This is a genomic window from Streptomyces sp. HUAS 15-9 (assembly GCF_025642155.1).
Lineage (GTDB): Bacteria > Actinomycetota > Actinomycetes > Streptomycetales > Streptomycetaceae > Streptomyces.
Genome location: NZ_CP106799.1, coordinates 160154 through 178238, shown reverse-complemented (window position 1 = coordinate 178238; position 18085 = coordinate 160154). Strand labels below are relative to the sequence as shown.

Here is an 18085-nt window from a genome sequence, read left to right as displayed (position 1 = left end):
CTCCCCAAGAAGGGAACCGGACGGTACTTTTTTTCGCCGGGAATGTGGCAGAGTTGAGCCTCTGTTGGGGTCCACGGGAGGGCTCCAAGCCATTTTGCCGGGCCGGCGCTGACCTAAAGCAGCGCGACCGGTATGATATTGGCCGACCGCTCGTGCTGTTCTTGGCTGTACTTGTCGTAGGGAGACGGCGTTGGACATCGACGTACTGGGGGCCCTGGCGGTGCGGGAGGGCGGAGTGCCGGTCACTCCCACCGCGCCGAAACAGCGTCAGATGCTGGCCCTGCTCGCACTCAACGCCGACCACGCCGTGCCCGTCACGGACCTGGTCGAGGAGCTGTGGGAGGGGCGACCGCCGCGCAGCGCCCGTACCACCCTGCAGACCTACGTCCTGCACCTGCGCGACCACATCGCCCGGGCGCTCGCCCTCGCCGCCGAGCAGCCGGGGGAGCGGGACAGGCTCCCGCGCGGCGCCAAGGACGTCCTGGTGACCCTGCCCGGCGCCTATCTGCTCGCCGCCGACGGCGGCAGCAGCGATGTGCGCCGGTTCGAGACCCTCGCGGGCGAGGGCTACCGGGCCATGGACGCGGCCTCCTACGCCGACGCCTCCGCCCGGCTGACCGAGGCGCTGAACCTGTGGACCGGGCCGGCGTTCGCCGACGTCCAGCAGGGCACGCTGCTGGCGCGCGAGGCCAAGCGGCTGGAGGAGAGCCGGCTGTGCGCGCTCGACCAGCGCATCGAGGCCGACCTGCACCTGGGCCGGCACCGCGAACTGCTCGCCGAGCTCATCGTTCTGACCAGCCGTTACCGCACCCACGAGAACCTGCACGCGCAGTTCATGGTGGCTCTCGCCCGCTCCGGCCGGCGCAGCGAGTCGATGCACGTCTACCGGCAGCTGCGCACCACGCTCGTGCGGGAGCTGGGGCTGGAGCCGTCGCCCCGGCTGCAGCGGCTGCAGCACTCCATCCAGGCGTCGGCCGTCGAGGTACCGGAGGAGCCGGTCCTGGCGGTGGGCTGATCCGACTTCCTCGGCTGATCCCTCTCCCTCGCAGGAGCGAGTCGGCGGCCCGTGGATCACCCCGGACGGCGATGCGGTCGGGGTGAACCCGCCTGCACAATGCGCAGACGGCCACCCGGGAACCGACCTTGGAGACGCCACCATGACCGCTGCCTCGCCCCCGCCGGGGCACCCCGCCCCGCAGATGCCGGCCGCCGACGTGCTGGCCGAACTCACCGCGCTGCTGGCGGGTTTCGTGGCTGTCGAGGCCCAGGCCGTCGACGCCGAGGAGAGCTTCGCGGTGCTGGGGCTGGACTCCCTGCTGAGCGTGGGGTTCATGGGTGCGCTCAACGCCCGCTTCGGCACCTCGGTGCCGCCGGACGTCCTGTATCAGTGCCCGACGCCGAAGGCCCTGGCCGACCGGCTGGCCGCCGAACTCGGCGGTGCCGCACCCGATCCGGCCGTACCCGCATCCGACCCGGCCGTACCCGTGTCCGCACCGGTCGCGGCCGGGGACCACGACGGTGACGTCATCGGCCGACTGCGCGGCCTGCTCGCCCGGATCCTCGGCTGCGCACCGGACGACATCGAGGCGGATGCCCCCTTCGTCCTGCTGGGCCTGGACTCCATCCTCTCCGCGCAGTTCGTGGAGGGCGTCAACCGGATCTGGGGGCTGCGCGAACCCACGGCGCTGCTGTACGAGCACCCCGACCTGGCCTCGGTCGCGGCGTATGTCGCGGCCAACTCGCGTGCGGGTGGGGGTGGATCGGCGGCCGGGGACGTGGTGCCGTCGGGGTCGCCGAAGGCCGCCGCGTCAGCCGCGTCAGCCGCGTCAGCCGCTTCGGGCGCCTCGGGCGCCTCGGGCGCGCAGATCGACCTGGAGGCGTTGCTGGACGCGGTCCGCGACGATCTGCTCAGCGTCGACGAGGCGGCCGCCCTGCTCGGCACCCGGCCGGCCTGAGGCGCGGAGCGCTCCGTGCCCATGGACAGCCGGGAGATACTCACACGGTTCAAGGACGGCACCCTGGAACGGCGGCATGCGCTGGCGTTGCTGGCGCGCGCGGGGGACACACCTGCCGTGCCGCCCGTGCCATCGGCCGCGGTGCCGTCGTTGGTGGCCGTCGCGCCGACCGTCCGGCCCGAGTCCCTCGCCTCCGCCGCCGCTCCCGCCGACTCTCCGAGCGCCGGATGGTGCGCCGTTGTCGGACTCCAGGGGTGCTGGCCGGGGGCCGACGGTCCGGATGCCTTCTGGGAGGCTGAACTGCGGGCCCGTGGCGCGGCCGTGCGGGGGAGTGTCCCGGGTGGCGTGGACGCCGTCGGCCCCGACCCGTTCGGGGTGGACCCCGGTGAGGCGGCGCGCATGGACTTCCGTGAGCGGCTGCTGCTCTCCGGCGCCCGGCAGGTCCTGGAGGGCGCCGGGTACGCCGGTGCCCGCCTCGACGCGCTGACCGGCCCGGACGGTGAGCGCCGCAGCGTCGGGGTGTTCGCGGCCGCCGGTGCCGCCCGCCTCTCGCGCATCCTGGATCTGCGCGGCCCGAGTCAGGACATCGACACCGGTCCCTCCTCGTTCCTCACCGCCCTGCACCTGGCCCTCGGCGCGCTGCGCGCCGGCGAGTGCGCGGCGGCCCTCGTCGCGGCCACCGAGCCGGGCGCCGGTGGTACGACCGCCGGTGGCATGCCCTCCGGTGGTACGACTGCCGTACTGCTGAAGCCGCTTGCCGCCGCGCGCGCCGCCGGTGACGTCGTGCACGCCGTCGTACCGGCCAGCGCGGTGGGGCATCCGGGGCGTGGTGCGCACCCCGCGCTGCGCGACCGGCTGCGGCGCCGGGCCCTGCGGGCCGCCGGGACACCGGCCGCGCAGGTGCAGGTCGAGGAGGACGGGTACGGTGCCGGGGCCGGGGGAGCGGGACAGCCGGCGGCGACCGCGCTGACCCGCGCCGTCCTCCAACTGCGCCATGCCACCCTGCTTCCGGGGCCGGGCCGGCCGCGGCCCGCCGTCTGGGAGGCCGGGCGCGTTCCCGAGGGGGGAACCCTGCCGCGTACGGTCCTGGTCGGCGTACACGCGCCGGACGCCCAGCACGCGGTCGTGGTGCTGCGCGAGCGGGACCCGGACTCGGACCAGGACTCGTCGCCCGTGGCGCGGGCACCGGGGGACGACGACGGCGGGCCGCAGCTGGTGCTGCTGTCGGCGGCCACCCCCGGGCATCTGGCCGCCACCGCCGAACGACTCGCCACCTGGCTCACCGGCCGCGACCGCCTCACCGGCCCCGGCGTGCCCGCCCTGGCCGCCGTGGCCCGCGAACTCAAACTGGGCCGGGCCGCGCTGGAGTGCCGGCTGGCGCTGGTGGTGTACGACACCTCCCAACTCGCCACCGCACTGGCCGCGTTCGCGGCACGGGGCGGCCCCGAGGACTCGCCGGACGACCCGCCGGAGGGACCGCCGGTGCACAGCGCGGATCTGCGGGACCCGCCCGCCGAACCGCTGCTGCTCGCCGGACTTCCCGAGACCCGCGCCTATGTCGACGCCCTGTGGGAGGGCCGGCGCTTCGAGCAGCTGATCCGGCTGTGGCTGGCCGGTGTCGACGTGCTGGGCGCGGCCCCCGCCCACCTCGCGGGACCGGTGACGGAACTGCCCCCGAGCGCGGTACTGCCCCGAGGAGCGCAGACGTGACGGCCGCCGAGCAGCAGACGGACCCGGCCCAGGTCACCCTGTGGCTGTGTCCCAACGACGGGCTCAACCCCGACATCGCCCGGCTGCTCGCCGAGCACTGGCTGGACGCCCAGGAGCGGCGCACCGCGGGGAAGTTCCTCTTCGAGCGCGACCGTCTCCAGTATCTGATCGCCCACACCCTCGTACGGCGCGCCCTGGCGCTGGAGGCGGGTCTGGCGGAGGCGGAACTGGTCATCTGGCGCTCGGCACGGGGGCGGCCCTTCCTGCGGCCCACCTCCGACCTTGCCTCGCGCGGCGGGCGGGTGCTCGACTTCAACCTCTCCCACGCGGGCGGCTACAACTTCCTGGGCATCGTGCGCCAGGCCCGTATCGGTGTGGACGTCGAGCGGATCGCGGAACGGGACGAGAACGCCATCGCCACCATCGTGAACGCCATCTCGCCGCAGGAGCGCGACTGGGTACGGGAGGCCGACCCCGGGCCAGAGCGGGACCGGCGCGCGCTGCGGGTGTGGGTGCTGAAGGAGGCGTACTCCAAGGCGCGCGGCCTTGGCCTCGGCATCCCGTTCGACAGCTTCGTCTTCACCCTGGACGACGAGGGCGGGGTACGCGCCTTCACCCCGCCCGCCGACGACACCGGCCGCCCCTGGCGGTTCCTCGAACTGGAGCCGGTGTCCGGTGTGCTGGTCGCCGTGGCCGTGCCCGCGGACGGGAACGAGGAGGCGGTCGTCCACCTCAACCACGGCTTCCCCTGGAGCCGGTCGGAGCCGCAGAGGTTCCTGCTGCCCGAGCCCGTGGGAGGAGACACGTACGCCGCTGCCGCGTAACGGGCCGGTCTCCGGAAGGACATCAGGAAAGGGCGTGACGTTCTTCGGCGCCCGTCTTCCGCACCCGCGTTCTGCGCCCGTCTTCCGGACCTGTCTTCCGCGCGCGCCTTCCGCGCGCACTTCATCGCTATTTCGACGTCTGCCGTAGGGGCTTGTGCGGAAATTCTCAAGTTATTGACCCGGTGTGTTGATCGAAATCCTGAAAGACCTTGCCAATGGTCGACGGAATGTTGAATTCCGCACGTCCCGGCCGGTCTGACGAGCAGGTATGTGACTCTCGTACAGATGCTCTTGAAAGGGCCTGATCGAATGCGCAATACCGTCCATGGGATTTCGCTCGAGGACCGCTAGAGGAATTGGCTGGAAGGAGGGGAATGCCGCTAGCTTGCCTTGAGGTGGAGGCACAATTCTGGCCACTGGAAGGAAAGAGACAAGGAACTCGACGAGTACGGAGGAGACCGTGAGGATTCAGGTTCTGGGTCCGTTGAGTGCCGAGGTCGACGGGGGATCCATCGTTCCGTCCGCGAGCAAGCCGCGGCAGATTCTGGCACTGCTTGCCCTCTATCCGGGCCGTGTGATGCCCGTACCCACACTCATGGAGGAGATCTGGTCGACCCGGCCGCCGCAGAGCGCGCTGACCACCCTGCAGACCTACATCCTCCAGCTGCGCAGGCGCCTGGGCACCGCGATGGGGCCCGGCGCGCCCGGCCGCGCCAAGGAAGTCCTCGCCACCCGGCACGGTGGCTATCTGCTGCAGATTCCCGAGGAATCGGTGGACGTGCACGACTACGAGCGCCTGATCCGCGAGGGACAGTCGGCCTTCGACGTGGGCGACAGCGAGGTCTCCGCCGCCCGCTTCGGGGCCGCGCTCAAACTGTGGCGGGGTCCGGCGCTCGTGGACGTACGGGTCGGCCCGATCCTCGACATCGAGGTACGGCGGCTGCAGGAGAGCCGGCTGGTGACCGTGGAGCGGCGCATCGACGCCGAGCTCAGGCTCGGACGGCACGCCGAACTGATCGCCGAGCTCACCGAACTGACCGCCCGCCACCCCCAGCACGAGGGCCTGCACTCCCAGGTCATGGTGGCGCTGTACCGGTCGGGGCGGCAGGCCTCGGCACTGGAGGTCTACCGCAGGCTGCGGATGCGGCTGATCGACGAGCTCGGGGTCGAGCCCTCGCCCCAGCTGCAGCGGCTGCACCAGGCCATGCTGGCCGTCGACCCGCAGCTGGACGTCCTGGCGGGCCCCCGGCACACCTCCACGTTCGATCTGTTCGCGGCGTGAGCCCCGGCTTGGGAGAGGGGAGTTCGCCGTGCGCATCCTGAGACAGCTGGACAGCCCCCTGGACGTGGTGCTGCGGCGGGCCGCCACGCGCGCGGGCGACCGGCCGGCCGTCACCAACGTGGGGGATACCGCCCTGGGGGACACCGCCGTGGGGGACACCACGACCTTCGAGGCGCTCGATCGGGAGGCCGACCGCGTCGCCCACTGGATCGACGGCGCCCTGCGGCGGGCGGACTCCGCCGTCGTGGTGGCCTGCGCCCTGGACGCCGCCTTTCCCGCGCTGTACTTCGGCGCGGTACGCAGCGGGCGGCTGCTCGCGCTGCTCGACCCGGCGGCGGGATCCGCGGCCGCCCACGAGCTGTGCACGGCGGCCTGGGCCGAAGTCGCCTTCGTACCCGGCCACTTGGCCGCGCTGCTCACCGCGGAGGCGGAGGAGGGGCGGCTGCCGCGCCTGCATACGATCGTCGTCACCGACGGCGGTCGCGACGGCGACAACGACGGCGACAACGATGGCGTCGCAGTGCCGCTGGCGGACGCCCTGAGCGCCGTACCCGGTACGCCGTTCCGGACTCCCGTCGGTGACCTCGACGCGGTGGCCTGCGTGCAGCTCGTGCCGCATCCGGTCGCAGGACTGCGGGAGGTGCGCCTGAGCCACCGCAACCTGCTCGCCAACGCCGCGCAGATCGCCGTGGCCCATCAGCTGGACCCCGCGAGCGTCGTGGTCAACCAGATGCCGGCCTACCACCCGGCCCTGCTCGGCGCCGCCGTGCACGCCGGGGCCGAGCAGGTGCTGGTGAGCGACCCGGACCCGTGCGCGGGCATGACCGTGAGCCGCGGGCGGCAGGCCACCCACTACTACGGGCTGTCGACCCGGCTCGCCCGGCTCGCGGAGGACGAGCGGCTCGCCGACCACCGTACGGTCCTGCCCGGCGGCCACTTGAGGGCCGTACTGTCCGCCGGCGTGGCCCTGGAACCGGTCGTCGCCCGCCGCCTGGGGGACACCCTGCGGGTGCCCGTGCTGCAGGGCTACGGCGTCGGCGGGCTCAGCGCGCTCTCCCACGTCCAGGCGCCCGGGGCACGGCCCGAACGGGGCGCGGTGGGCGTGCCGTTGCCCGGGACCGAGTGCCGGGTGGTCGACCCCGTCACCCGGGCGCCCGCGCCGGTGTGGTCCGACGGCGAGGTGGAGATCCGCGGCCCGCAGGTGCCCGCGGGCCGTGCCGACGGCTGGCTGGCCACGGGCGACGTCGGCTACCTCGACCTGGACGACCAGCTGCACCTGGTGCGCCGGTCCGGCTCCCCCTTCGCCTGCGGCGACGCCGTCGTCGCGCCCGGAGTGGTCGAGCGCGTGCTGCGCCAGGACCCCCGCGTGGCGGACTGCGCCGTCGCCGACGTCCCCGATCCCGTCACCGGCTCCTCGGTGTGGGCAGGAGTCGTGCTGCGGGAGGGGGTCGGGGAGGGGGACGGGGAGGAGGTCCGGGACGCGCCGGACATCCTCGACGCCGTCGCCGAACGCGCCAACGCCCAGCTGGGTCCCGGCGAGCAGATACGGCGGCTCGAAGCGGTCGAGACGCTTCCCCGCAGGATCGGGGCGAAGCCGGTGCCGCGGATGCTGGTGCGGCAGTATCTGACGGCGGCCTGAGGGTCGTGGAGGGGTGCACAGGGGCGAAGTCGGGCCTTCGCGTCGCCTCCAGCCCGACGCGACGTCGTACCGGTGGCGCCGGACTCAGCCGTCCGTGCCCGATGTACTTGTCCGACGATCGGCCAGCTGCCGAATGATCACCCAGCGCGTCACGGCGTAACCGAGCACGCCGGTGTACACGGCCATGAACACCACGAATCCCGCCGGGGAAAGACCGAACAGCCCCAGCGCACCGAGCAGCCGCAGCACGACGGCGGCGACGACCGCCACCCCCAGCCCGAGCAGCGGGCCAAGAGCCCACCATCGTGCGGGCAGCCGCGACAGTACACGTCCCGCTCCGGGAGGTTCGTCGGTCGCCCTGAGACGTCCGGCGTCGAGATCGTGCCGCACGCCTTTGGAGACGAACAGCGAGACCAGCAACGACAGCAGGATCGACGTCACGAAGACGTCGACGACGATGCCGCTGTCCCCGGCGAGCGGCACGAAGTCCGTCCGGCGATGGCCGAGCCAGGTGATCAGCGAGTTGAGCACCACGTTGATGATCGCGGCGATCGTCGCTTGCTTGCGAATGTACGAGGTCACCGACATACGAGATCTCCGCCGGGTCGCGGTTCCGGCTACGGCTGCGGCTTGACCACGACGCGGACCGGGTTGCCTTCCTTCCGGGGCTGGGGAAGCTGACGCGGGGGGTGCCGCGCACATGCCCGCTGACGGCAGCTGCCCACCCGTAGAGACGGTGATTCCACGCCGTTCCGGGAGAGTTGCCCAGGCGATCAGGAAATCACCCCGGTGGCACGGCGGCGCAACCGTTCGGGTGACACGGGCGCGCCGAACCGGTCGCTTGGTTGTGTCGTGTTGCCTCAGAACCGCTGTCAACTCCTCGCGGTGGAAGTCTGACTGGGTTGACCACCACGGACGTCTGCTCGGCGGCTAGCGCTCACGGCAGCGCCGAGATCACGCGCGTCCGGTTCACCGCATGCCCTTCGCACCGCAACTTCCCCATGGGAGCCGCCGTCGTGCCGACGACGCAGCCGTTTCCGCCCGCGACCACGGAAGGCTGGGTCGAGGGCCTCCACGGTCGAACCTGGTACCGGATTACCGGGGACCTCGATGTCTCGCGGGCGCGCGGACACACTCCGCTGGTGGTCGTGCATGGGGGGCCGGGCTTCCCGCACGATTACCTGCTGAGGATCGCCCGGCTGGCAACGGCAGGGCGCGCCGTCGTTCACTACGACCAACTGGGCTGCGGCCGTTCCACCCACCTGCCCGATGCCGACCCCGGCCTGTGGACCGTCGGCCTGTTCGTCGACGAACTCGATGCGCTGCTCGATCGTCTCCAGATCACCGAGGACCACACTGTGCTCGGCCAGTCCTGGGGCGGCATGCTCGCCGCCGAGCACGCGGTGCGGCGTCCGGCCGGGCTGCGCGGAATGGTGCTGGCGGACGCACCGGCATCGATGCCCCTGTGGTGCAGCGGGGTGGCACGGTTGCGCCGGGCGTTGCCACGAGACGTGCGGGAGGTTCTGGACCGCCATGAAGCGGCCGGCACCACGGGGGCACCGGAGTACGCGCAGGCCGCTCAGGTCTTCTACGACCGCCACCTCCTGCGGATCAAGCCGTACCCGCCCGAGGTGGCCGCGAGCTTTGCCCAGTGGGAGGAGGACCCCACCGTGTATCACACGATGGTCGGCCCCAGCGAGTTCAACGTCACCGGCACCCTCCGTGACTGGTCGGTGGTGGACCGGCTGGCGTCGGTCGACGTTCCGGTGCTCGTTGTGCGCGGGGAACACGACGAGGCCACCGTCGAGTGCGTCGCGCCGTTCGCCGAGTTCATCACCGGTGCGCAACTGCGCGTGTTCCCGGAATCGAGCCACATGCCGCACGTCGAGGAGGAGGCGGCGTTCTGTCACGCTGTCGAGACCTTCCTCGCCGGGTCTGGTGCCGACTGAGGAGGTGTCTGGCGGCCTCCCCCTCCTACCGTGGAGTCGTGACCGGAGAGGAAGGTGAGGGGCGTAAGAACGACGATGTCTCCAGTCACCGCGTTCGTGACGACGGTCAGGCACCACGCCTGCTCGTTCCGCTGCTCGGCCTGACGCCGGGTGACCCTGCCCTCGCGGACGTGGCGGGGCTTGCGGCACCAAAGTTGAAGGGAACTGCTCCGAGTCCGGCATGGATCACATCCTCGGAGCCGGGGTGGGCCGATGTGACGCCGTGTGAGGTGAGCGGCGGCACTCTTCGCCGAGGCTCGGTAGGGCCGTTCCCTCGGCTGGTCGCGCCTACCGCTTGGGCCAGCCGATGTCGTCCTCGGACTGGTCCTGGACCGGTTCGGCGGGCTGGGTCGCGGTGACCCGCGCGGCCTCTTCGTCGCCGGGGGACACCTTCGCCGTACCGGCTGCGGAAGGCGTGCTCGCCCACGGCCTCATCGTCGACCCCCTGGAAACGGAAAAAGGGCAGGAACCGGCCCCCCGGGCAGGAGCCGGGCAGTTCGAGAGCCTGCCGGGAACCGCTGGAGAAGTGCTCGAGGAACGCACGAGATTCGAATGAGGACCGCTGCAAGGTGGCGCTCGGGCGGTGCTGAGGCGGCGACTGCGGCGTTGGCCGGGGCGGCAGTTGGGGCCCCTCTCAGGAGCGGCCCGCGAAGAGGGTGAGCCGAGGGGGCCGGCGCGGAGCGGGGGCCGGGGTGTCCCGCATGCCCCACATGATCCTGGTCGCGGCCGCGCCTACGGCCCGCAGTCGCACGCGGTGCAGCGTGCGGCCCACGGAATGGGATGAGGGCATTTCCTGCTCCTTCATCAGCCTGTTTGGCAACTGTTTGCCACATAGCCTGTTCAGGCTTGCTCGCATACGCGCGGAGCGGCGCTGGACCGGGGCCGAAATTCTGGAATGCGTCTTGAATTCCGGCGGAATGCGGGGGAGTTGTCTTGACCCCCCGGGTGGCCGCTGGCGAACCTCGATTCCGGGTATTCCGAGAAGGAGGCATTGCCGTGGCCAGCAACAACAAGAACGTGCCGAACAGCGAGCCGGAGGCCGTCACCGACGCCCTGACGGACGTGGACGCGGAGGCCGTCCTCGGCAACATCGCCCTGCAGTAGGACGTACGGACGCACCGCACGGCAAGGAGGAGGGGCCACCCGACCGGGTGGCCCCCTCCCTCCTTGCCGTGCGGCTGGGCGGGCTCAGCTGCTCGCGAGCGCCACGCACATCCCGCCCAGCGCCAGGGCCTGCAGGGCCACGCGGGCGTTGATGACGCTGTCCCAGGTCCGCTGGAGTCCACGGGCGTCGGGGGCCACCCGGCAGTCCAGGGCAGCGCCGGTGAGCTCCTTGTTCACCGGGGCGCTGACCTTGTTGTAGATGGCCAGCCACACCACCAGGGACACGGCCGCGACGCCCGCGGCCACCGCCGGCACCGCCTTGCCGTCGACGGCGGCGACGGCGACCGTGGCAACCGTCGCCACCAGCCCGAACACGCCCGGTACCGGCATGCGCTGGTCGCCGAAGCGGTGGGTCTGGCCCATGGCGCTGGTGAGTACCACGTCGTCGACGTGCGCCATGGCGGGCCGCTGCACCAGGGCGGAGAAGACGTCGGTCCCGTAGACCACCGCGTTGGCCATGGTGGCCACCACGGCCAGCGTTTGCAGGAGCGCTTCCATCACAACCACCTTTGGGTCTCTGCCGGTTGGCATGTGGTCCTGAGCCACACGGATATGTCGATGCTAGATACTCTTTCGAGACTATATTGGTCGCCGCTCTGAATGCTAGCGTTGACAACAACATTGTTCCGTCGGGGACTTCGCACCGGACCTGCGCCCGGACAGAGCCACGAGGAGACCAAGAGATGGCCATAGGACGTGCCCGTCGCATACTCATCGCCGGCGGAGGGATCGGCGGCCTGGCCGCGGCCCTCGCACTGCAGCAGAGGGGGTTCGAGACCGTCGTGTTCGAGCGGGCCGAGTCGCTGCGCGACGGCGGCGCGGGCCTGCACATCTGGAGCAACGGCGTCCTCGCCCTGGACTACCTGGGCGTGGCCGAGCAGGTCCTGCGGGTCGCGCCCGTCCAGCACGTCGCGCACTTCAGCACCTGGCGCGGCGAGGTGCTGGGCGCCTGGCCGGTCGGTGACTTCATCGAGCGGTACGGCGCACCCACCATCGCCATCGAGCGGTCCGAGCTGCACGGTGTGCTGCGCGACGCCCTGCAGGGCTCGCCGCTGCGCACCGGCGCCCACGTCGTGTCCTTCGACCAGGACGCGGACGGGGTGACGGTGCACTTCGCCGACGGCGGCAGCGAGCGCGGCGACCTTCTGATCGGCGCCGACGGCATCCACGGTGCCGTACGCGACTGCCTGTTCGGGCCCGCCCGCAACCGCTTCAGCGGCTACATCGCCTGGCGCGGCCGGGCGCCGATGGAGCACGCCGACATCCCGCCCGGCACCTTCAACGCGATCTTCGGACCGGGCACCCGGTTCACGTACTACGACGTCGCGCCCGGCCTGGTGCACTGGATGAGCGTCGCCAACGGGGTACCCGGCGGGCGCGACAAGCCCGGTACGGCGCGGGCGATGCTGCTGCGCCGGCACGAGGGGTGGGCCGGGCCGGTGGCCGACATCCTGCGGGCCACGCCGGAGGAGTGGGTCCTGCGCGGCGACGTCGAGGGCCGCAAGCCCGAGCGCGAGTGGGGCCGGGGGCGGGTCACGCTGCTCGGCGACGCCGCGCACCCCATCACCTTCAACATCGGGCAGGGCGCCTGCCAGGCGCTGGAGGACTCCCTGGTGCTCGCCGAGTACCTCGACCAGCCGGGCGACCCGGTCGCGGCGCTGCGCCGGTACGAGACCGAGCGGCGGGCGCGGACCGCTCCGCTGCAGAAGATCGCCTGGCGGATCGGGAAGATGGGCGCGGTGGAGAACTCGCTGCTGATCAGGATGCGTGAGTCGTTCATGCGCAAGAACTGGAACACGAAGGCCTTCCAGGCGGCCGAGCAGGGCCAGGTCGCGTACGGGATGCGCTGGGCCAAGCCGGGTGCCTCCCGGCGGGCCGCGGCTCCGACCACCGGGGACTGACGCTCGCTTCGCGGGATTCTCTCCGGCTCGCGGCGGGGCGACTGGATTTCCGTTGTCGGGCAGTCGCCGGCCGGGGAGCGGCCCGACGGCCTGCCACTGGGTGAGTGGGGGCCAGTTGGGGGAGCTGGTGGCGAAGGGCGCCATCGTCCGCGAGCCCGGCCGCCCGCGCGGCATCCGGCTCACACGGTGACGGCGGCTGCGTCGCGTCAGCTCCGCCGTGCTGCACCGTCCGGCCAGACGACGTCGACCGACAGGCCGGCGTCGCGGGCTTCGAGGACGGTGTCCGCAGTGCCGCCGCCCTTACCTGACGGGGGCTCGCCGTTCCAGACCGCGACGAGACGGTCCGCACGCCGGAGGAGTGTGCGGTTGGCGTCCTCGTACGCCGAGCGGTTCGCGGTCTCGTGCTCCAGGACGACGACATCTGCGGCGGCCTCGGTGAGGCGGTCGAACGCCTCGGCGTGGTCGGGCTTGACCTTGTTCTGCCGGTAGTCCTTCGAGGGGATGACCGCGACCAGGCGGCCGCCGAGCTCCAGGACGACCTCCGCGAAGATGGAGTCGCTGCCCTTGGCGATGCATGAGACGCCGACGAGGGAGCCGTCTGCGGCGTACGGCTTGAGCGTCTCCCACAGGGCGTCGCGCACCAGGGGCACGCTGGCGTCGGTCAGGTCCATGTGCCCGGTCACGGCGATTGTGGTCACGCTGCTCCTCAGGTCGACAACAGGTCGCGGATCATTGTTCTGGCTTCGGCCACGGGCCGCGAGGCTCCCCGGCCGACCGTGTACGGGTACAGCTGGCCCAACTGCGTCCTGACGCGATTGGACTGGGTGAGGGCCGCAGCCTCGACGGCGCGCCGGGTGTGGGTGACGGCGCCGCTCATGTCGCCCATGAGGAAGTGGCACTCTGCGAGGCCGATGGTGTCCAGGGCATGACTACGCCCGGCCTCCGGACCGCGCCGGGCCAAGGCCTCACGGATGGAGTCTGCGGCTGATTCGGCGTGCTGCCGAGGTTCTTGCCGAGCCATGTCCAGGAGCCGGCCGCCGGTAACACCCGACAGTTCGGCTTCGTCGAAGTACCCGATCCAGTGCGGATCTTCGCCCGTCCCGGCATCGGCCAATGCTCCGGCCGCTTCGCCGGTGGCGCGCCGGAAGGCCGCACTGCGGCCCATCGCCGCGTATGCCCAGGCCTCCCGTGTATGCAGCATGGCGCGCAGGCGCGCGCTGGCTGCTTTACCCACGCCCTTCTGTGCCAGGTGCACGAGTTCGAGCGCGTCCTGCGGCCGGTCCCGGTACAGCATCTGCCGTGCCATGCCGGCAAGGACGTTGGCGCCGAAGGCAGAGTCACGGCAGGCGTGGGCTGCGTGCAGGGCGAGCAGGTAGTAGGACTGCGCCTGCCGCTGCAGCCCGGAGTCCCACGCAGCGTGCGTGGGTCGACGACCCCACGGCCGCCTGGGACATCTGAGCGAGTTCTGCTGACCGGCCCTGAACCGGCCCCGTCGGTCCGTTCCCCTCTTGGCGGGTGGTCGGGGCCTCACCGGTGCCGCTGTTTCCATTTCGGTGGAGGGCAATAGGCGTGAGCCTGGCGACTTGTTCGCGCCCGGAGGCAGGCACGGTTCTTCGGCGAGGCGCTCGGCGCTGCGTGATGAACGTCTGGCGCCGGCGCGTCCTCGCCGACGAGTTCGGCGAGGTAAGCCGGGTTTAGCCCGCCAGAACCGGAGGTTTGCGGCGGCGCGGGCGCCAGCGGGCCGCTGCGGGCGCCTCCGTGCGGCACGATGCGTGTCGCCCAGCTCCGGACCCCGAGGCATGGCTGCTTTCATGGCTACGTACTTAGAGGGCATCTGACCGTTGTAGCGCAGCTTCCGGCGAGTGAGTACGAACTCGCTGGGCACCTACAGCAGTTCGCGGCGTGAGAGGTCACTCGGCGGACCTTGGCGACGACTCCTCGACCACCCACTCCAGGTAGGCCTCGGATCCGCCGGTCACCGGCAGAGTGATCCACTCAGGAACTTCGTAGCTGTGACGCTCGGTGACCCAGGCCTCCAGTTCCGGGCGCCGGTCCGTGGTCGTCTTGTACGAGATCCGCCACTCCTGGGCGGTCTCGATGGCACCCTTCCACCGGTACACCGCGGTGAACGGTTGGTCGATGTGGGCGCAGGCTGCCAAGCGGTTCTCGACCGCGCCGCGTGCGAGGGTCTTCGCCTGCTCCTCGTTGTCGATGGTCGTCTGCGCAATCACGATCTCGCTGGCCATGCGACTGCCCTTCCAGGTCGGTGAATCTCGACACTATCCAGCGGCCTTCGAGTTCTCGAAACGCGTCGCGGGCCGGAAACGTGCCGGGTCAGGAGACCCGCACTCTTCCCGTCACCGGCGGCGCAGCGCATCAACGCCGATCGAAGGATCCAGCGCCTCCCAGACCCGGTGCTCCGGTGGGAAGTTCAGGGCCACCAGGGTGTTGACCAGCATGCCTCGGGACATGAACCAGGACGTGTCGTCGGGGTCGGTGCCCAGGGCAAGGTGGACCTCCTGCCACAGGCTCTGCCAGTCGGCGCGGACCGTTTCGCCGAACTCGTGGTCGCCCGCGGCCTCCGCGCCCGCCACCGCGGCGTAGACCTGCATCTGCATCAGGAGGCGTTCCGGCTCCTTCACGATGACCCGGGTGTAGGCGATGGCCATCGCGTGCCGTGCCTCCTCGCCCTTGAGGCCCTCGGCCGCCCGCGTCAGCAGCCGTGCGGTCTCGGCCACGCAGCGTGTCGCCGCCGCGAGGAACAGGGCGCGTTTGCCGGGGAACAGCCGGAAGAGGTACGGCTGCGAGATCCCGGCCCGGCGGGCGATGTCCTGCGTCGAGGTGCCGTCGTAGCCCCGGCGGGCGAATTCGATCATCGCCGCGCCGACCACGGCCGTCCGCCTCTCCTGCGCGCTCATCCTCGGCATGGCAACACGCTCGGGTGTGCCCGCCCGCCGCGTCAAGGAAAACCGGCCGAATCGGTTTTCGAGACACATTCGAGGAATGCGCCAGAGCGGGGTGCGAGATTCGGCGGAGTCGAGAACCGCTCGTCGACGGCTCGATGACCCACGCCGCCACAATTCAGTGAGGTAGGAACGGGGATGAGCGACAACCGATTCACGATGTTTCCCGGACAGGGATCGCAACGCGCCGGCATGGCCGAGCACCTGCTGCGCGAGCATCCCCGCACGGCGGGACGCGTGCTGGAGCGGGCTCAGGAGGCGACCGGCCTGCCGCTGACCGAACTGTGCACCACGGCGGCGGAGTCGGAGCTCGAGCCCACCGAGATCGCCCAGCCCGCCATCGTCGCCACCAGCCTCGCCGTGTACGAGGTGCTGCACCAGGAGACCGGCTTCGTCCCGGGCGCGGCCGCCGGGCACAGCCTCGGCGAGTACACGGCCCTGGTCGTCGCCGGTGTCCTCGACGCCGACGACGCGCTGCGTCTGGTGCGCCGCCGCGGTGAGCTCATGGCCGGTGTCTCGCGCCGGGTGTCGGGGGCGATGGCCGCGATCATCGGTCTCGCGCCCGCGAAGATCGAGGAGATCTGCGCGGCCACCGCCGCCTCCGGCGTGGTGGAGGTGGCCAACTACAACGAGGCCGGGCAGACGGTGATCTCCGGCCAGAGTGCCGCGGTCGACGAGGTCGTACGGCTGGCGAACGGGGCCGGTGCCGAGCGCACCGTGCCGCTGAAGGTGTCCGCGCCCTTCCACTGCTCGCTGATGCGGGTCATCGAGGACGAGTTCGCCGCGGAGCTGGAGCGGGTCGAGTTCGGCGCCCCCCGGCTGCCGGTGTTCAGCTCGGTGACCGGTGCCCTGGTGCGCGACGGCGCGCACGCCCGCGATCTGCTGCGGCGTCAGCTGGCCGGTCCCGTGCGCTGGGTGGACGTGCTGGACGCCGCCGCCTCCTACGGGGTCGACGGCTACCTCGAGGTCGGCCCGGGCCGGGTGCTCAGCGGCTTCGCCAAGCGGACCGTGCCCGACGCCCAGGTGCGCAGCACCAACGACGCGCGCCGCATCACCACGCTCCTGCGCGACCTGCGCCAGGACGCGGCCGCCTCTGCGGTCGCCGCGTAACCGGCCGCGGCCGTCGGCGGCGCACCGGACGCCGGCCCCGGTCCCAGCCCCTTCCCTGTCCGAGCCCCGGTCCCTTCCCTGTCCGCTCCGACTCCCGACCTCCCGAACCTCCCGACCATCCGCGTGCCGGGGGCGCTTTCAGCCCCGGCGCGCACTCACCACCCGAAAGGCAGCCAACGGTGTCCGAAACCCTGATTCCCACGTCGACCGACTACCTGTCCGCGGTGCAGGCGGCCGTCGCCGACGCCCTCGGCATCGACGAGTCCGAGGCCGTTCCCGAGGCGACCCTGCTGGGCGAGCTCGGCGCGGAGTCGATCGACCTGCTCGACATCCTCTTCCGCCTGGAGCGCGCCACCAAGGTGAAGATCACCGTCTCCGACATCGCCGACCTGCTCCAGGGCGGCATCCCGGACGAGGAGTTCGGCGACGAGAACGAGGTCGTCAACGACCGCGGCCTGACGCACCTGGAGAGCGTCCTGCCGCAGTTCGACCGCAGCCGGCTCGACGAGCCGCTGACGGCCGAGGGCGTGCTGGGCCTGTTCACCGTCCAGAACCTCACCGACCTCCTGACCGAGCGGGCCAAGGCCGCCGCGTCCGCCTGAGCGGTGCACGCGTCCGCCTGAGCGGCGCCCGTGTCTCCGCGGCCGGTGTCCGGGTCAATGACGCCCCGGACACCGGCCGCGGGGCCCCGGCACCACCCGCCCCGCCCTGCCCCGGGCCCGTCCCGCCGGCAACCAGGCCGCCCACCTCGTAGCAGAAACGGGAAGAGAGAGATGAAGCTGAAGGACCGTACCGCCTTGGTCACCGGCGCCTCCCGCGGCATCGGCCGGGCCATCGCCCTGGCCCTGGCCGAACAGGGGGCGGCCGTCGCAGTGAACTACCGCTCGCGCCAGGAGGAGGCGCTGGCCGTGGTCAAGGAGATCGAAGCGGCGGGCGGCCGGGCCGTCGCGGTCGGGGCCGACGTCTCCGACCCCCAGGAGGCCAGGCGCCTGGTCGACGAGGCCACCGCCCAGCTGGGCTCGCTGAACATCCTGATCAACAACGCCGGCATCAGCGACGACGGGCTGATCTACGACTCGGCGCCCGACGCCTGGTGGAACGTCATGAAGGTCAACTTCGGCGGCGCGTACCACACCACGCACGCCGTCATGGACCAGTTCATGGCGCAGGGCGAGGCGTCCGTCGTCAACATCTCCTCCGCCATGGGCGAGAGCGGCTGGATCGGCCAGTCCAACTACTCGGCCTCCAAGGGCGCGCTGAACTCCTTCACCCGCTGCGCCGCGATCGAGCTCGCCCGCTTCGGGGTCCGGGTCAACGCGGTGCTGGCCGGCTTCACGCCGACCGAGCTGGTCGAAGAGGTCTTCCAGCGCGACGGCGGCAAGAGCATCAAGCGGCAGATCCCGCTGCGCCGGTTCGCCACGGTCGAGCAGGTGGCGGCGGCCGCGGTGTTCCTCGCCGGACCCGACTCCGCCTACACCACCGGCGAACTGCTCACCGTCGACGGCGGCTTCACCGCCCAGCTCGGCATCGGGCGCCCGTAGGGCGGCGG

Annotated in this window: 19 protein-coding genes; 11 read left to right on the top strand and 8 right to left on the bottom strand. The window is 71.7% G+C overall.

Annotated elements, in window-relative coordinates:
• Positions 1 to 190: 190 nt before the first annotated feature.
• From N8I87_RS43080 to N8I87_RS43055, 6 genes are all read left to right on the top strand, one after another.
• Positions 191 to 1015 carry an AfsR/SARP family transcriptional regulator gene (locus tag N8I87_RS43080; protein ID WP_263217294.1) on the top strand — a complete coding sequence of 275 codons (825 nt, stop codon included), beginning with the start codon at positions 191 to 193 and terminating at the stop codon, positions 1013 to 1015.
• Between the two features lie 142 nt (positions 1016 to 1157).
• Entirely contained in the window at positions 1158 to 1955 is a 798-nt protein-coding gene (locus N8I87_RS43075; protein ID WP_263217292.1) for an acyl carrier protein, read from the top strand.
• Between the two features lie 21 nt (positions 1956 to 1976).
• The gene (locus tag N8I87_RS43070; protein ID WP_263217398.1) at positions 1977 to 3665 is read left to right on the top strand and encodes a beta-ketoacyl synthase N-terminal-like domain-containing protein; all 1689 of its coding nucleotides are present in this window, start codon (positions 1977 to 1979) and stop codon (positions 3663 to 3665) included.
• Positions 3662 to 4489 carry a 4'-phosphopantetheinyl transferase family protein gene (locus tag N8I87_RS43065; RefSeq protein WP_263217291.1) on the top strand — a complete coding sequence of 276 codons (828 nt, stop codon included), beginning with the start codon at positions 3662 to 3664 and terminating at the stop codon, positions 4487 to 4489. Before N8I87_RS43070 ends, N8I87_RS43065 begins: the two co-directional genes overlap by 4 nt.
• 460 nt (positions 4490 to 4949) lie before the next feature.
• Positions 4950 to 5771 carry an AfsR/SARP family transcriptional regulator gene (locus N8I87_RS43060; RefSeq protein WP_263217290.1) on the top strand — a complete coding sequence of 274 codons (822 nt, stop codon included), beginning with the start codon at positions 4950 to 4952 and terminating at the stop codon, positions 5769 to 5771.
• Between the two features lie 28 nt (positions 5772 to 5799).
• Positions 5800 to 7410, top strand: a complete 1611-nt coding sequence (locus tag N8I87_RS43055) for a class I adenylate-forming enzyme family protein (RefSeq protein ID WP_263217287.1) — start codon at positions 5800 to 5802, stop codon at positions 7408 to 7410.
• 84 nt (positions 7411 to 7494) lie between these two features.
• Here the strand turns inward: N8I87_RS43055 and N8I87_RS43050 are convergent, their stop codons facing one another.
• Positions 7495 to 7992, bottom strand: coding sequence for a hypothetical protein (locus tag N8I87_RS43050; RefSeq protein WP_263217284.1), 498 nt, complete (start codon positions 7990 to 7992; stop codon positions 7495 to 7497).
• 419 nt (positions 7993 to 8411) lie between these two features.
• Here N8I87_RS43050 and N8I87_RS43045 point away from each other — a divergent pair, with 419 nt between their 5' ends.
• Entirely contained in the window at positions 8412 to 9359 is a 948-nt protein-coding gene (locus N8I87_RS43045) for a proline iminopeptidase-family hydrolase (protein WP_263217396.1), read from the top strand.
• A gap of 327 nt (positions 9360 to 9686) precedes the next feature.
• Here N8I87_RS43045 and N8I87_RS43040 read toward each other — a convergent pair whose 3' ends face one another.
• From N8I87_RS43040 to N8I87_RS43030, 3 genes are all read right to left on the bottom strand, one after another.
• Positions 9687 to 9833 (bottom strand): hypothetical protein, encoded by a 147-nt coding sequence (locus tag N8I87_RS43040; protein ID WP_263217283.1) that lies wholly within the window; start codon positions 9831 to 9833, stop codon positions 9687 to 9689.
• 199 nt (positions 9834 to 10032) lie between these two features.
• Positions 10033 to 10188: a hypothetical protein gene (locus N8I87_RS43035; protein ID WP_263217281.1), complete on the bottom strand. Its 156-nt coding sequence runs from the start codon at positions 10186 to 10188 to the stop codon at positions 10033 to 10035.
• A 398-nt stretch (positions 10189 to 10586) separates the two neighbouring features.
• Positions 10587 to 11060 (bottom strand): DUF1772 domain-containing protein, encoded by a 474-nt coding sequence (locus N8I87_RS43030; RefSeq protein WP_263217280.1) that lies wholly within the window; start codon positions 11058 to 11060, stop codon positions 10587 to 10589.
• Between the two features lie 185 nt (positions 11061 to 11245).
• Here N8I87_RS43030 and N8I87_RS43025 point away from each other — a divergent pair, with 185 nt between their 5' ends.
• The gene (locus N8I87_RS43025) at positions 11246 to 12463 is read left to right on the top strand and encodes an FAD-dependent monooxygenase (protein WP_263217279.1); all 1218 of its coding nucleotides are present in this window, start codon (positions 11246 to 11248) and stop codon (positions 12461 to 12463) included.
• Positions 12464 to 12669: 206 nt separating this feature from the next.
• On the opposite strand, the gene N8I87_RS43020 is transcribed toward N8I87_RS43025, so the two are convergent.
• The 4 genes from N8I87_RS43020 to N8I87_RS43005 form a co-directional block, all read right to left on the bottom strand.
• Positions 12670 to 13161 (bottom strand): hypothetical protein, encoded by a 492-nt coding sequence (locus N8I87_RS43020; RefSeq protein ID WP_263217277.1) that lies wholly within the window; start codon positions 13159 to 13161, stop codon positions 12670 to 12672.
• A gap of 8 nt (positions 13162 to 13169) precedes the next feature.
• The gene (locus N8I87_RS43015) at positions 13170 to 14012 is read right to left on the bottom strand and encodes an NsdA family TPR-like regulatory protein (RefSeq protein ID WP_491743952.1); all 843 of its coding nucleotides are present in this window, start codon (positions 14010 to 14012) and stop codon (positions 13170 to 13172) included.
• Positions 14013 to 14373: 361 nt separating this feature from the next.
• Positions 14374 to 14709: a divalent-cation tolerance protein CutA gene (gene cutA / locus N8I87_RS43010; RefSeq protein ID WP_263217274.1), complete on the bottom strand. Its 336-nt coding sequence runs from the start codon at positions 14707 to 14709 to the stop codon at positions 14374 to 14376.
• A gap of 111 nt (positions 14710 to 14820) precedes the next feature.
• Entirely contained in the window at positions 14821 to 15390 is a 570-nt protein-coding gene (locus tag N8I87_RS43005; RefSeq protein WP_263217272.1) for a TetR/AcrR family transcriptional regulator, read from the bottom strand.
• Between the two features lie 174 nt (positions 15391 to 15564).
• Here N8I87_RS43005 and fabD point away from each other — a divergent pair, with 174 nt between their 5' ends.
• The 3 genes from fabD to N8I87_RS42990 all read left to right on the top strand — a co-directional run bounded on the left by fabD (position 15565) and on the right by N8I87_RS42990 (position 18077).
• Positions 15565 to 16536 (top strand): ACP S-malonyltransferase, encoded by a 972-nt coding sequence (gene fabD / locus N8I87_RS43000; RefSeq protein ID WP_263217270.1) that lies wholly within the window; start codon positions 15565 to 15567, stop codon positions 16534 to 16536.
• 191 nt (positions 16537 to 16727) lie between these two features.
• Positions 16728 to 17138, top strand: coding sequence for an acyl carrier protein (locus N8I87_RS42995; RefSeq protein ID WP_263217393.1), 411 nt, complete (start codon positions 16728 to 16730; stop codon positions 17136 to 17138).
• A gap of 171 nt (positions 17139 to 17309) precedes the next feature.
• Positions 17310 to 18077: an SDR family NAD(P)-dependent oxidoreductase gene (locus tag N8I87_RS42990; protein ID WP_263217269.1), complete on the top strand. Its 768-nt coding sequence runs from the start codon at positions 17310 to 17312 to the stop codon at positions 18075 to 18077.
• Positions 18078 to 18085 lie beyond the last annotated feature (8 nt).